This window comes from Corallococcus sp. NCSPR001, assembly GCF_017309135.1.
Taxonomy (GTDB): Bacteria; Myxococcota; Myxococcia; order Myxococcales; family Myxococcaceae; genus Corallococcus.
In genome coordinates, this window is record NZ_JAFIMS010000002.1 from 6211026 (window position 1) to 6225845 (window position 14820).

The following is a 14820-nucleotide window of genomic DNA, read 5'->3' on the forward strand; positions in this document are numbered from 1 at the left end:
TCAGGAAGGTCGTGGGGAGGGGCTTTCGCCCGGCATCACGTCGTGGGCGGCTGCGGGTTCGTCGCGGCCAGCTTCGGCAGGCTCATCGACTTGAACGCGGCCAGCTCCGTCTTCAGCTTCTGGACGGCCTCCGGGTTCTGCGCGAGCTGGCGCACCAGCTGGCGGAACTCCTTGCGGTTGTCCAGGTTGCCCTGCAGCTCCAGGAGCAGCTTGCGCAGCGTGAGCAGCGCGTTGATCTTCGGCACCTGACGGGCCACGTCCACCGGGCTGAAGGACTTCATCGAGTCCAGCTTGAGGCTCACCTGCAGCGGCGCCGGCGCCGAGCCATCCACCGGGTCCTTCTTGTCCACGCGGTTGGGCACGCTGAAGTTCAGCGTCATGCCCATGTTCTGGATGACCTGGTTCAGGTTCTTGCCATCCAGGTTGCGGATCTCCCGCTGATCCAGGTCCTTCTTGCGGTCCACGGAGGTGCCCTTGGAGAAGTCCCCCATCACCAGCAGCCGGAACGGAAGCGCCTTGTCCGCCCGGGTGCCATTCACCTGGGTGCGGTAGGTCAGCGTGATGCGTGATCTGGGAATTTCGTCGGTGATGGCCATGAGTACCCCCAAGTACTGAACCGCCGTTTGTGAAAGAATTGATAAACCATACGAATACACAAAAGCAATACACCCCCAACACATGACCTGACACGATGGGCCCATAATCACCCGGGGTGACAGGAAGGACCCAACCCATGGCATTGCCTGCCCGCCGGGGCGAGAAACCACACACGGTGGATCAGCCAGGCTCACTTGACGTCACAGGCTTCAGGCCGGTAGCTTTTTCTAAACACTGTCACCCAGCCCGAGCAAGCTTTTGCCGGGCGGTCCCTGTGACAGGAAAACCCTCTCCCGCCGCCCCTGGTCATGACCCCAGACACACTCGCGCGAGTCCTGTGGCAGGAGGGGCAGACCCTGCTGCCCGAACACTTCCGGGCCCAGGAGGAATCCCTCTCCACGGAGGCCCGGCGCTACGCGGGATTCGCGGGCCTGCCGGTGGTGGGCGTGAGCGGCTTGCGTTTCAACGATGTATTGCTCGCCAAGGGCTCGGTGGCGCTGGAGGAATTGACCGCGGTGTTACCGGGTGGCCACCTGGTGGAGGTGCCGGGTAACGCGGAGGTGACACCGCTGTCACTCGAGGAGACAGGGCGCACGCGGGTGACGGTGTATCTGCACCTGTTGGGGGTGCTGGAGCCCCGCGAGGACCTGGCGCCCGCGGGCGGTGAGACGCCCAGCGTGGTGCGCGCGGGACGGCGGCTGTGTCTGTCCCTGGAGCCGGTCGTGGATGACACGGTGAGCAGCCTGTCGCTGGCTGTCTTCACCCGGAACGCGGACGGCCCCTGGCGGCTGTCCTCCACGCACCTGCCGCCGCTCTTGAGCGTGGGGCCCCACCCGTTCCTCGAGCCCCTGTTCGAGCAGCTGGACGGGCTGCTCCAGCAGGCGCAGGGGCAGCTGCGCACGTCGCTGCGCGAAGGCCTGGTGCGGGGTGACCGGCTGGCCAGCGCGCGGCGGGCGCTGTGCGAGGTGCGCAGCCTCCAGGTGCTGCGCCAGGACATGCGCCACGGCCTGCTGCCGCCGCCCTACCCGCTGGTGCAGGCGCTGCGGCGGCTGTACTTCGAGACGTGCTGCTACCTGGAGGCGGAGCCGGACGACGACCTGCCCGCGTACGAGCACGAAGCGCCGGGCCCGGGGATCGCGCGGTGGATGGAGCTGCTCACGCGCGGGTTCCGCCCGCAGGCCAGCCCCATGTCCTACCGCGCCTTCGACTTCCAGGACGGGCACTTCAGGCTGACGCCGCTGCCCAAGGAGACGCCGCCGCCGGACGACTTCTACCTGCTGGTGCGCCGGCAGGAGCGCGACCGGCCCCGCTCCATGGAGGGCGTGAAGCTGGCCAGTCCCCTGCGGCTGCCGGCGGTGCGGCGCCAGGCCTTGAAGGGCGTGCCGTACCGGCACGTGGCCTTCCCCTCGTTCCCCCACGCCTTCGACGCGGACATCGACTGGTACCAGCTGACGCCCCAGAGCGAGGAATGGCAGTCCGCGACGCGCGAGGACGGGCTCACGTTCTTCGCCACGCCCGCGCTCGAAGGGGCGCAGGTGCTCCTCTACTGGCGCAGGGCCTGACGGCGGACCGAGGGGGGAACGGCGCGCATGCCCAAGCTCATCTGCATCATCGACATGGACAAGGAGAAGGGCCTCATCCTCACCACGGAGGACAAGGACGGGAAGATCCTCCAGACGGTGAAGATGGACGGCGAAGCCATCACCCTGGAGGTGAAGGGTGACAGCGCCACCAGCACCATCGTGCAGAAGCAGGACAGCGTCACGGTGACCTGCAAGTCCTTCGTGCTGAAGGCGGAGACCATCGAGGTCACGTCCACGAAGGCCTCGTCGTGGAAGAGCGACGACACGTTCGCGCTGGAGAGCGCCAAGGCCTTCAGCGTCACCACGAAGGACGAGCTGACGCAGAAGGCGGCGAAGGACGCGACCCTCTCCTCGGACAAGGCCGTGACGCTGAAGGCGGCGAAGAAGTTCAGCGTGGAGGGGGACGACATCCAGGTGGAGGCCAAGAGCGGCGCGGTGGCCCTGAAGGCCCCGTCCATCAAGGCGGAGGGCCAGAAGGACGTCGCCATGGAGGGGGCGCAGGTGAACGTGACCGCCAAGGCGAAGCTGGGGCTCAAGGCGGACGGCGTGGCGGAACTCAAGGGCGGCATGGTGAACGTGGGTTAGCGGGGGGCGCGGATGAAGCTCGAGCACTGGCAGGTCGTCTTCACGCAGTACCGGCAGGCCCAGTCCGTGCTGGACGGGTGGCTGCCGCAGTCCGCGCCCGGCTCCGCCGCGGCGGCGGGGCTTCTGGGCCGCGAGGGCCTGCGCCGTCTCCACGACGAACTCCTGGAGGTGATTGAGCGGCTGCGCGCGGGCCTGGGCGCCCACGCCCGCGACGAGGAGGTGCAGGACGCGCTCAAGCCCTTCACGTACCTGGTGGACGAGCGCGTCCTCCTCAGGCTCGCGGACGCGGAGCAGCCGCTGTGGCCGCTGTTGCAGTACCGGCTCTTCGGCGAGGACGGCGGCGGCGAGGCCTTCTACACGCTGGCGGATCAACGGTTGGACCAGCCGGGCTCGCCCGCGCTGCTCTTCGAGATGCTCCACTTCTGCATCACGGCGGGCTTCGGAGGCCGCTACCTGGGCCACACGGCGAAGCTGCGCGAGTACCAGGAGCGGCTGTCCGCGCGCATCGTCACGCCCCCGCCCCCGCCCGCCCCCGTCGCGGCCGGCGAGTCCCTGGGGCCGCTGCTCTACACCTTCCCCGCTCGCTACTACGCGGCCAGCGCCGCGAGCGTGCTGGGGCTGCAGTGCCTGCTCTGGTGGGTGACCCGGTGAAGCCTCAAGCCGCCGCCGCCCAGGCCCCGGCCGCGCTCGACGCCGCGCCCGCGCTGCTCCAGGAGGTGCGCAAGACCCTCGCCGCGCGCCTGGGGGTCGGGCGATACGGCCTGGAGCCCATGCTGGACGAGCTGGGCCAGACGCTGGCCCGCCTGATGCCGGGGCCGGGTGACGCGCGGTTGTCGCCGGAGGAGCAGGAGAAGGCGCGCGCGTCGTTCGCGGGCACGGTGGACACGCTGGAGGACGTCCTGGAGGCCCTGCATCGCTCGGGCCGGGCTGGGCACGTCCTGGGCTGGGGAGAGCGCTGAGCCATGGATGTCATCAAGAAGCTGATCGCCTTCATCCCGCCGAAGTGGAAGCCGTATGCGCTGCTGCTCGTGGCGCTGCTGGCCATTGGCATTCCGCTGTTCCTCGTGTGGCGCGCGAAGCGCAAGAGCGCGCCGGCGGGAGGAGGCGCCGCCGCGCCGGAGCCCCTGGCGAAGAACCGGCTGCGCAAGGTGCGCGAGAAGTTCCTGGCCGGGCTGCCGCTGCGCCACCGCGTGGCGGTCCGCGACCTGCCAGGTGTGGTGGTGCTGGGGCCGGCGGGCGCGGGCAAGTCGCGGCTGATTGAACTGGACCTGGACTGGAAGCGGCAGGCGCGGCAGTTCCTGCCCAGCCTCCTCTCGGACTCGCTGCTCCAGGTGTACCTGGGCGCGGACGTGGTGGCCCAGGAGCTGTCCGCGCAGCTCGTGGAGGACGAGTCGCCCCAGGCGCGAGAGGCGCTGCGCCGGCTGTGGAAGGACAGCTTCGGAAGCGGCCAGCAGGCGCTGGCGGTGCTGGTGCTGGACGCGCGCTGGCTGCAGGACACGCCGCCGGACGAGGTGCGCCGCTCGGCGCAGCTGCTGCGAGGCAAGCTGAACCTGTTGGCGGAGGTCCGCGGGAGCGCGCTGGAGACCCGCGTGTGCCTCACCCACCTGGATGAGCGTGAGGGCTACGCGGACTTCGCGAAGCTCCTGCGCGCGCACCACGTGCCGCTGCGCTTCCCCCTGCCCCCGCCGGGCCAGGAGCCCAGGCTGGGCTCGCTGCTCAAGGCGCAGGAGCAGTACCTGGCGCTGGGCCTGACGGCGCTGCCGGTGGAGTCCTTCGAGCGGCTGGAGCGCTTCTACTCGGAAGGCCACGCGCCCTTCGAGGCGCTGTCGCGCTTCGTGACGGCGCTGATGGAGGGTCAGACGCTGGCGCACGCCCCCACGCTGGCCACGGTATCGCTGTCCTCCGCGGACAAGGACGCCAGGGACCCGGACGTCCTGTCCGTGTCCGCCGAGGCCAGCACGGCGAAGGCGGTCCACGAGCGCTACCTGCACATCCACCTGCGCCGGGCGGTGCTGCTGGGGCTGGCGTGCGCGCTGCCACTGCTGGCCGTGTACGGGCACTTCGCGTGGAGGCTGGGCCAGGCGCGCACCCGCGTGCAGCGCTTCGAGGAGATGGTCCAGCGCATCCGGGACCAGGGGCAGTCGGTGTCCGGAGCCGCGGTGCAGGAGCCGGTGGTCGCCGCGGGCCAGTCCCTGGACTCGTTGTGGCGGGCCATGAACACGTGGCCCCTGCTGCGCTACAGCTTCACCGACGCGCGAGAGGACCTGCGCCAGCGCCTGGCGCGAGGCATCCGCGAGGCCCACATCCGGCCCGCGCTGGAGAAGTGCCACCGCCAGCCGGACACGTGCCGTCCGGAGCAGGTCGTCTACCTGCTGGCCACGTTGCACGGCTCGCGCGAGGAGCCGCTGGGGCAGCTGGTGCTCTCCAGCCTGAAGACGCGCCCGAACTGGAGCTTCGTGTCGGAGGGCGGCGAGGCGGACTCCCCGGGCAATGTGGCCGCGTCGGAGGCGGGGCGCTCGTGGGTGGCGGCGGTGGGTCTGAACGAGTCGCTGGTGGCCGACTACGTCGTCATGAGCAATCCGCCGTGGTCCGCGCCGGACACGCCCGAGGCCAGCTGGGCGCGCTGGCCCTTTCCGGAGCCGCTCACGTTGGAGGCGCAGCTGATGCCGTGGCAGGCGCACCTGCGGCGCTTGCAGGACCTGCTGGCGAACCGGGCCGTGGAGCCGCGCGAGCTGGAGCGCCTGGACGCGGAGCTGGAGTCCATGCAGGACGAGCGCAGGCGGCTCCAGACGCTGCTGGATGACAGCGCGCGCTTCAGCAACCTGCCGCGCGCGTTGGAGCTCCTGGCCGCCTCCGAGGCCCGCGTGGACACCAGCCGCTTCCGGGGCATCCCCTCCACGCTCAAGACGGTGGCGTGGATCAACGACCACCGCGAAGTGCTGACGAACGTGCTGCGCATGGAGGAGGAGGCGTACCTGGGCGTGAAGGCGGTGCAGAAGATGACCGTGGCGGAGCTGCTGGTGCGCGACGGGCTGTGGCTGCCGGGCAACGGCCCCGCGGTGCTCCAGGTGCCGGTGCTCCAGAGCACCTTCGAGTTCCGTCCCAAGGACGGCTCGCGGCTCCTGCACCAGGCGCTCCTGCGCTACCACGAGAAGACGGGGCGCCTGCCCTTCGGAGTGGTGGAGGGCGAGGAGGCCGTGGCGTCGCGGGGCGGAGCAACGCTGGCGGCGGACCGGCTGGAGTTCGACACGCGGCTGCGCCCGCTGGTGGACGAGTTCACCACGCGCATCAAGGGCGCGGGACTCCCGGTGGAGGAGGTGTCGCAGCGCCAGGAGCACGTGCGGCGCAAGGTGAACCAGTTCGCGTTCCAGTACCGCAACCGCCTCTTCCAGCGCGTGTCCACCTACCGCTTCCAGGCGGTGATTCCCGCGCTGCTGGCGGAGGAACTGTCGCGCCTCACGCAGCCGTCCTCGGAGCTGGTGGACATGCTGCGCGACGTGGCGCAGGGCGTGGCGCTGGAGCCGCTGGACGGCCCCTTCTACGAGTCGCTGCGCAACGCGGTGGCGCCGTTCAAGCCCATCGCCACGGTGATGAAGCCAGACGAGACGGGCAACTACACGGCGCTCAACCCCTACCGGGCGCTGGTGGCCCAGATGTCGGACGAGTTGAACGCGGTGCCCCGTCAGGGCGTGGTGCCCGCGGAGGCGACGGCGTCGCTCAACGGAGGCCTGGCCACCGGCAGCGCGCAGCCGGCCAACGGAGCCGCGAGGTTGCCGGAGCTGCTGACGCCGCTGGGGCGCCTGGCCTTCTCGATGATGCTGGAGGACGACACGTCCTACCTTCGCAAGGTGGACGCGTGGTTGGATCAGCAGGGGCTCATCGGAGAGCTGCGGCAGCCCTTCCGCCAGCCGTTCCTCGCGGTGCGAGAGCTGGGACAGCGCGAGATCGAGCGGACCCTGGAGCGGCAGTGGGACGACGCCTCGAGCCGGTTCCTGCGTCCGCTGCTGGGCCGCTATCCGTTCACGCCGGACGCGTCGCAGGAGGTGGACCCGGGAGACCTGGAGGTGCTGCGCAAGCAGGACGGAGCCTTCTGGGAGTTCGCGACGCGGGTGCTGGCGCCGGTGTGCGAGGAGCGAGGCTCGGAGTGGGTGGCGCGAGGCGCGCTCCAGTCGCGGCTGTCGTTGCCGCAGGGGATGCTGCCGACGCTGGGGAGGCTGTCGAGGCTGGCCCGCATGTTGTGGGACACGGAGGGGCGTCCCCGCCCGCTGATGTTGCAGGTGATGCCGTTGCCGCTGCCGAAGGCGCCCACGCAGGGCAGCTTCGTGACGCTGGGATCGCTCAAGTGCGGCAAGACGACGTTCCTCGCGTACAACCAGAGTCCGTCGTGGCAGGAGTTCCCGCTCGCGTGGTGGGACCAGCAGACGGCGTCGCTGATGCTGGAGGTGCGAGCGCCCGCGGACCAGTCGGTGCAGTACGCGTCACTGGAGAAGTCGCGGTCGGCGTGGAGCTGCTTCCGGCTGCTGGAGTCGTCACAGTCCACGGAAGACCCGCAGCACCGCCGTTGGTCATTGAGAGCGCGAGGGGCCACGTCCACGGACGGGGTGATGGACCTGCGCTTCGGGCTCAAGGGTGAGCCCTGGATCCCGTTCCGCGAGGTGCCGCGATGAGGCGCTGTATCCCGTTGCTCCTGACGCTGCTGACCGCGTGTCAGCCAAGCACGCTGCACCTGAGCGTGAAGGCCCCGTCGGGGACGAACCAGGGCCGGCCGCTGTACATGCTGGTGCGCAAGGTGGACCCGAAGCAGTTCGCCGTGGAGTCCTACGGCGAGGTGTCCGCGCGCATCTTCCAGCCGGACGCTGACGTGCTGCTGTCCGCCCTGATCTATCCGGGAACGCTGCAGCGCCTGAAGGTGCCGCTGCCGGACGACGCCGCGCCAGTGGCGGTGTCGTTCCTCTTCACCGCGCCAGACGGCACCTGGCAGCAGTTCGTGAACACCCCCACGCCGGGCTCGCTGGACATCGAACTGCTCGAAGGGCGCATCCGCACGGGAACGCAGCCCGCGGCGCCCAAGGAAGGCGACGACGCTGCGAAGCCGCCCGAGCCGCCCGCCGCCCCGAAGCCTCCACCCTCCTCCACCGCCAAGGCCCCGGCCCTCCACGCCGAGAACTGAGGTCGCCTCATGCAACGCATCCTGCTCATCCTGACGGCGTCACTGTGCGTCCTGACCGCCTGCGGTCCCGAGGCGGAGAAACCACCGGAACCCGGCACTTCCAAGAGCACCGTCGGCGCGGCACTGCGACCGGACGATCCCGTCCCTTCGCTCGAGTTGAACGACACCTCCATCGACTTCGATCCCCAGGCCTCGTGCGTGCCGCGAGAGAACTCGCTCACGCTGACCAATACCGGCACCGAGGATCGCAAAATCTACCGTGCGACCATCACCGGGGGATTCACCTTCAACGGTGTGCACGGAGCGACAGGTCCCGGCTGCAACACCAACTGCAATGTGCCGCCCACGCCGGCCAACGGCACAGGCGCGATGACCGTGAGAATTGGCTTCTCTCCAACCCAGCCCGGAAGCTTCCACGGGACGTTGACGCTCTACACGGATGATCCGGTCGCTCCGACCATCACCGTCACGCTGGACGGCACGGCCACGGGTTCGTTGCTCATCGTCGGACAGACCTCCGTTGTGTTCGGAGCGCAGAAGGTGGGCACACCTTCGTCGCCGTATTCGATAACGATCAAGAACTTGGGCACTGACACGTTCGTCGGGACCCCCAGCACGGAAGCCCCCTTCAGCGTCCCGAGCACGCCTCTGACCATTCCCGCAGGCCACACGGAGAGCGTGGCCGTGACGTTCACCCCCACGCTTTCGGGCGCCGCTTTCGGGACCCTCACCCTGGCCAACATTTCACAATGTCCTGCTCCGCCCACCGTATGGCTGAGCGGGCAAGGCCTGTCGCCGGCCAAGCTGGTGCTGAGCAGCGGAACCCTGGGATTCCCGAACACGACCGTGGGCGACGTGAGCGCTGAGAAGGAAGTCACGGTCACGAACAGTGGCGACTATCCGCTGACGGTGACCCAGCCGCCGTTGAATTCGAACTCTTCGTTCGAAGTGACCCCCATGGGGGGGGACTACACCCTCTCTCCTGGGGAGCCCCAGATCCTGAAGGTGAAGTTCAAACCTGCCTCAGCCGGGGCGAAATCGGAAGACGTGCTCTTCACGAGCAACGGCGAGTCCCCCCAGCCCAAACTCACCTTGTCTGGAACCGCTGTCGCGGCGCCCCTCGGGAAGCTCGTCTTGAGCCGCACCGTCATGGCCTTCCCGCAGACGCCCGTGGGCAGCGCCAGCTCCCAGGAAGTCACGCTCCGGAATGAAGGCGGCAGCCTGCTCAAGGTCACCGCTCTCAATCTGCAGCCAGCGAGCTCGGCCTTCACGGCTGATGCCGCGCTCCCCTTCGAACTCACCCCCGGCGAGATCCGACAACTGAAGCTGACGTTCACCCCGGCCACGTCCGGGAGTGCCTCGACCCGGATGTCCTTCACCAACACGGGCTCCACCGTGCCAACGCTCGACCTGTCCGGAGCCACCCCGCCGGTCGTCGCCACGAAGCTCGTGCTGAACAGCACCACCATCGACTTCGGGACTCGTGACGCGTGTGCTTCAACGGAAGCTTCTGTCATCCTGCGCAATCAATCCGGGTCGAACCTCAACATCCAGAACGCGAGCATCACCGGGGGCTTCTCCCTCGTCGGCCTGTATAAAACCCCGACCACGGCCTGCGGCTTCCCCTGCACTGTTCTTCCCTCGACCCAAGCCAACCCGAACGAGGTCACCGTGAAGGTGGCCTTCGGCCAGAAGCAGCCTGGCGGCTTCCAGGGGACGTTGACCCTCTACACGAACGATCCAGACATGCCCTCGCTCACGGTGGCGCTCAGCGGCACCGCGGAGGGCCCGCTCCTCGTGTTCGAGCAGCCGGTCGTGGACTTCGGCAGGCAGCAAGTGGGCACCCAGTCGCCGCAACGCCAGGTGAAGGTTCTCAACCTGGGCAACAAGACCTTCTCCAACACGCCATCGCTCACCTCACCCTTCAGCTTGACGCCTGGGACCCTGACCATTCCCGCGGGCCAATCCGGGCAACTCGCCGTCACGTTCGAGCCCACATCCAGGATCCAATCCACCGGGACGCTCACGCTCACGAACAGCTCCAGCACCACGCTCTGCCCTACTCCCCCCACGGCCTCGCTGAAGGGTGAAGGCTTCCAACCCGCGACGCTTGCGTTGTCCCGCCCTACCCTGACCTTCGCGGAGACGTCCGTGGGCGCCACCAGCGCCGCCCAGGAGGTCACGGTTCGGAACGACGGCGACGAGTTGCTCAGCGTGACCCAGCTTGCGCTGGAGAAGAATCTCCACTTCGAGCTCAACCCTTCGGGGTCCTTCAGCCTCGCTCCCGGCGATACCCACCTCCTGAGGGTATCGTTCAAACCCACCGCCGCCGCCGCCGGACTTGTGTCGGACACCCTGACCTTCGCCGGCGCTGGCACGGACGCCCCCAAGCTCTCCCTGAAGGGAACCGCGAAGGCAGTGCCCCCAGGCGAGCTCAAGCTGAACCGTGCGCAGGTGGCCTTCCCGCGCACGGCGGTGGGCAACACCAGCGCCGCCCAGGAGTTCACGCTCACCAACGCCGGCGGCAAGCCGGTAACCGTGTCCCAACTGAAGTTTGCTCAAAAGCTGCACTTCGAGGTGGATACCGCGGGCCCGTTCACCCTCGCTCCGGGGCAGACCCAGACGATGAAGGTGACGTTCAAGCCGACCGCCCCCGGGGAGTCATTGCTGGACGAACTGGCTTTCGAAACCACGGATGACCCCAGCGCGCCCAAGCTCGAGGTGTCTGGCTCCGCGACACCTGGCACGGCCTGCATCGGCATCGCGCCCGCGTCGTTCTTGTTCTCGGACCAGGCGGCGGGAGACCCGGTGGGAGAACAGAAGCTGGTGAAGGTCACCAACACGGGCACAGTCGCGGTGACGGTGACGCCCCAGGTGACAGAGGGCGCTCCCCATTACACGGTGAGCTCCACGGCGCCATTCACACTGGAGCCGGGTTCCACCGGGGTCGACCTCTTCATCAAGTTCAAGCCCCTCGCTGACGCAAGTGGCAACGTGGATGGCACGCTCACCTTCAACACCTCCCCCGCCACCAGCCAATCCTGCCTGACCAGCGTTCCCCTGCGTGGCAATGCGCGCAAGACCTCGCTGGTCGTCAATCCGACGTCTCTGGACTTCGGCAGCTGGACCGTGAGCGATAAGCCCCCGACACGGCTGGTGACCCTCAAAAACTCCACGAAATGGCCCGTCAAGGTGAACTCCGTGTCCGCGGCGTCCCTTGCGCCCTACACGCTCACGGGGATTCCCTCGGGAGGGCTGACCGTTGAGCCGAACAGCACTGAAACGTTGACGGTGGCCTTCGCGACAACCACCTGGGGAGAGTCCTTCGCGCGAACGCTCGAATTCGAGACAGATGCCAGCGAGGAGGTGGCTCCCGTTTCAATCACCGGGAAGGCGCTCGCCCCCGAACTGACGCTCAAGGACAACCCCGACGGCACCCTGTTGTTCGAAAACGCGGCGCCAGGAGGAGAACGCCTGGCCTACGCGAACTTGTACAACACCGGCAACCATCCGCTTTTCCTGTCGGAGATTGTCCCGGACAGCAAGACGTTCTTCCAGGTCGTCGACTTCCTGGCCCAGACGGTGGCCCCCGGTGAGAAAACCACGGTGAAGTTGCGCTTCAGTCCGCTAACGAGCGTGGGCGACCTGCAGACCCAGCTGCGGTTCTACACCACCAACAAACGCGAACTACCGCCGGTGCTCATCCTCAAAGGCAACTCCAATGGCCCCAACGCCATCTTCGGAGCATCCGAACTGAAGTTCGGCCATAGTCAGATCAACGTGACGGCCGTGGATGAGAAGAGCCTGAGCCTTCGGAATGAGCTTGGCGCCTCCGAGGCGCTCCGGGTGACGTCGATCAAAGTGTTGCACTTCAACTCGGTGTTCTCGGTGGATCCGATTACCTCCAGCGAACCCGTGCTCAGTCCTGGCTCGACGCGGACGCCTGCCTTCAAGGTGAGCTTCCGTCCGACCGAGGTGGGAACTCGGTACGACGACACCCTGGCCATCGAGTATCGCGGTGTGACCTCGGGTCTCGTTACGACACGGACCTTCCCCTTGAGTGGCTTTGGCGCGGATGCGGAGTTGTCGTCGGATGAAGCCAAGTACAACTTCCCCGCTACGCTCAAGGACGCAACGAGCGAGCACGAACTCATCATCAGGAACACAGGCCTGGTCGATGCCTACATCGAAAGCGTGACGGTGTCTCCGTCCAATGGCTTCCTTGCGGACGTGGTGGGGTGGCCTGAACGGCTCGTCAAGGTAGGCCAGCAACGCAAAATCATCTTGAAGTTCAGCCCCACCACGACCACGGGATCCTTCTCTTCCACACTCAGCATCCGGCTCAGGACCACCCCCGTCAATGCCACGGCCGTTGACGTGGAACTGACCGGGGTGGCCTCCATCGCGAAGCTTGAGTTGGGCCGGAGTCAGATTGATTTCGGAGAGGTCCCACGACACACGACGAAGATCCAGAATGTCACGCTCAAGAACATCGGGTCCGCGAGGCTCACGATCTTCAGCATCCAGGCCACGGACATCTTCACCGTGCAGTCTCTCACCGACAACGGGACCTTCCCCATCATCCTCGAGGGGAATGAGACGGAGAGTGTCGCAGTCAAATTCCGTCCAGTTACAGCGCTGCCGGTGAATGCGACGCTCAAGGTGATGAGCGACTCGGACCAGTCCATGGAGCTCCCCATCTCCGTATCCGGTGTGGGAACCGTGCCAGTGATGGTGCTGCCAGGTGGAGTACCCAAGTTCGCGCCACAGGCCATTGACGTCGAGGGCCCCACCCAGCGCGTCCCGGTGAGGAATGACGGCAAGGCGGACCTGGTGATCTCCTCCATCACAGCCACCGGCGAGTTCTGCCTGCGGCCCGATCCGGTGCCCAACCCCTTGCCGGACTGCTCGACCCCACTGACTGGCTTCACCGTGAAGCCCAGCGAGACCGGCTATTTCTGGATCTCGGCAAAACCTACCGCTCGGGACGAGCGCACCAGCAATCTCATCATCGCGAGCAACATCGAGACAAGTCCCCTCATCATGGACTTGAAGGTGAATGGTATAGGCATCGTGAGCCTGCCCACGGGGGTTATCTTCGGCCCGGTGAACTTCGGCACGTATCTGGACAAGGAGGTGACGGTCCAGAACTCGGGCATCACCCCCGTGATTGTTTCGGTGGACTTCGACGCGGGAGTTTCCGAATTCACCAGCTTGGACCAGAAGCTGGACGTGCCGGCGGGAAGCAGCGCCCAGCTCAAGCTGCGTTTCCGCCCGCTGGGTTCGACGGCGGGACTGAGGTCCGCCGGCGCCAGGTTGGTCGTTCAGGGTGGGGCCCAGATCCCCTTCACGGTGGAGGCCATCGCCACCTCCGTCCGCATGGCGGTGACGCGCACGGACGGCAAGGCGTTTGACGGCACCCTGGACTTCGGAGGGACGCGTGTGAACGCGAACTCGGACTTCATCAATCTGCGGCTGACCCACGTGGCGCCCAGCGGCCCAGCGAGCGCGGGGACCGACGGCGGCGTCGGTTCGGACGAAGGCCAGCTCAGCATCCAGGACCTCGCCGTGGAAGGGGTGGATTCGAAGTTCTTCGTCCTCCAGAAGCCCTCCAAGATGCCCGTCGTGTTGGGACGTAATGGCAGTGTGGACCTGCCCATCCAGTTCCACCCTGATGCCCAGAGGAACTTCAATGCGGTGCTGCGCATCACCTCTGACGACAGCCAGGCGAAGATCCTCTCCGTAACGCTGTTGGGCCGTGGCCGGACGAACCAGCTCAGCCTGTCCACCCCCGCGCTGGAGTTCGGAGCACGAGTCGCGGAGTCCTCGACGTCGGCCATCCGCTCGGTGCGGCTCACCAATGAGTCGCTTCAGCCGCTGCGGGTCGACGGACTGGAGATCATCGGCGCCAGCGAGCATTCGGAGCCGTCGCACTTCAACGTGGAGTCCGGCCCCGCGCTGCCGTTCACGCTGGCAGCCCAGGAGTCGAAGGAGATCTTCGTCAAGTACGTGCCGCGTCCGGACGTCACGTCCAAGGCCAACCTCCTGGTGGTGACAAGCGACCTGGAATCGCCGGAGGCGCAGGTGTCGCTGTCGGGCCGAGGGCTCTCCACGGTGTTCCGAGCGCTCAGTCGCACGGTGGACTTCGGCACCGTGCGCCAGGCGGAGCCGGCGGCGACCAAGGTGGTGCTCACCAACGACACCACCCAGGAGCTGGTGCTGATGCCGCCCAAGGTGGAGGGGCCCCAGGCCGCGAACTTCGTGGTGGTGTCACCCATTCTGGGAGCGGAGGGCCGCACGCTAGCGCAGGGTGACTCGCTGACGTTGGATCTGAAGTACGACACGACCGTGATTGGCGCGTCGAAGGCGGCGCTGGTCCTGGGCACGAAGGACCAGGAGCGCGCGGCGCTGGTGGCCCTGTCGGGGGTGTCGGTGGCCAGCTTCCTGACCATCGAACCCATGGAGCTGGACCTGGGCTGGGTGGACATTGGCGCCACGAGCGCGCCGCGCACGGTGACGCTCACGAACCAGTCCGCGTCGCCAGCGAGGTTGAGCGTGGTGTCGAACAGCAATCCGGCGTTCGAAATCGACGCGAGCGCCCTGGACGCGGAGCTGGCGCCAGGAGCCCAGACGACGGTGGGCGTCACCTTCCGTGGCGAGGTGGGGGGCCCGGCGGAGGGGACGCTGAAGCTGCGCCTGCGAGGCGAGACGACGACGGAGGCCGCGCTCACCCTGAAGGCACAGGCCCGGACCCTGGGCGGCCAGGGCGGCGGCTGCGCCTGTGGAACCAGCGGAGATGGGGGCGCGGCGCTGGCGCTCTTGCTCCTGCTGGGCCTGGGGCTGGCGCGTCAGACGCGGCGGGCGCAGGCCGAGGACTGACGCTCC

At 67.6% G+C, this 14820-nt stretch carries 8 protein-coding genes; 7 read left to right on the top strand and 1 reads right to left on the bottom strand.

Annotated features, from left to right (window positions below; all coding sequences use genetic code 11):
* Positions 1-35 precede the first annotated feature (35 nt).
* Positions 36-596 carry a type VI secretion system contractile sheath small subunit gene (gene tssB / locus JYJ93_RS26800; protein ID WP_206796433.1) on the bottom strand — a complete coding sequence of 187 codons (561 nt, stop codon included), beginning with the start codon at positions 594-596 and terminating at the stop codon, positions 36-38.
* 309 nt (positions 597-905) lie between these two features.
* On the opposite strand from tssB, the gene tssK reads away from it, so the two are divergent.
* Genes tssK through JYJ93_RS26835 form a run of 7 tightly spaced genes read left to right on the top strand, consistent with a single transcriptional unit; the run spans position 906 to position 14814 of the window.
* Positions 906-2159, top strand: coding sequence for a type VI secretion system baseplate subunit TssK (tssK, locus tag JYJ93_RS26805; RefSeq protein WP_206796445.1), 1254 nt, complete (start codon positions 906-908; stop codon positions 2157-2159).
* Positions 2160-2186: 27 nt separating this feature from the next.
* Positions 2187-2765: a hypothetical protein gene (locus tag JYJ93_RS26810; protein ID WP_206796447.1), complete on the top strand. Its 579-nt coding sequence runs from the start codon at positions 2187-2189 to the stop codon at positions 2763-2765.
* Between the two features lie 12 nt (positions 2766-2777).
* On the top strand, positions 2778-3416 hold the full coding sequence (locus tag JYJ93_RS26815; protein WP_206796456.1) for a DotU family type IV/VI secretion system protein: 639 nt from the start codon (positions 2778-2780) through the stop codon (positions 3414-3416).
* On the top strand, positions 3413-3724 hold the full coding sequence (locus JYJ93_RS26820; RefSeq protein ID WP_269012391.1) for a hypothetical protein: 312 nt from the start codon (positions 3413-3415) through the stop codon (positions 3722-3724). Before JYJ93_RS26815 ends, JYJ93_RS26820 begins: the two co-directional genes overlap by 4 nt.
* Positions 3725-3727: 3 nt before the next feature.
* Positions 3728-7432: a type VI secretion IcmF C-terminal domain-containing protein gene (locus tag JYJ93_RS26825; protein WP_206796458.1), complete on the top strand. Its 3705-nt coding sequence runs from the start codon at positions 3728-3730 to the stop codon at positions 7430-7432.
* Positions 7429-7935, top strand: a complete 507-nt coding sequence (locus JYJ93_RS26830) for a hypothetical protein (protein ID WP_206796461.1) — start codon at positions 7429-7431, stop codon at positions 7933-7935. The genes JYJ93_RS26825 and JYJ93_RS26830 overlap by 4 nt, the downstream gene beginning before the upstream one ends.
* Positions 7936-7944: 9 nt before the next feature.
* Positions 7945-14814, top strand: coding sequence for a choice-of-anchor D domain-containing protein (locus JYJ93_RS26835; RefSeq protein WP_206796468.1), 6870 nt, complete (start codon positions 7945-7947; stop codon positions 14812-14814).
* Positions 14815-14820: the final 6 nt, after the last annotated feature.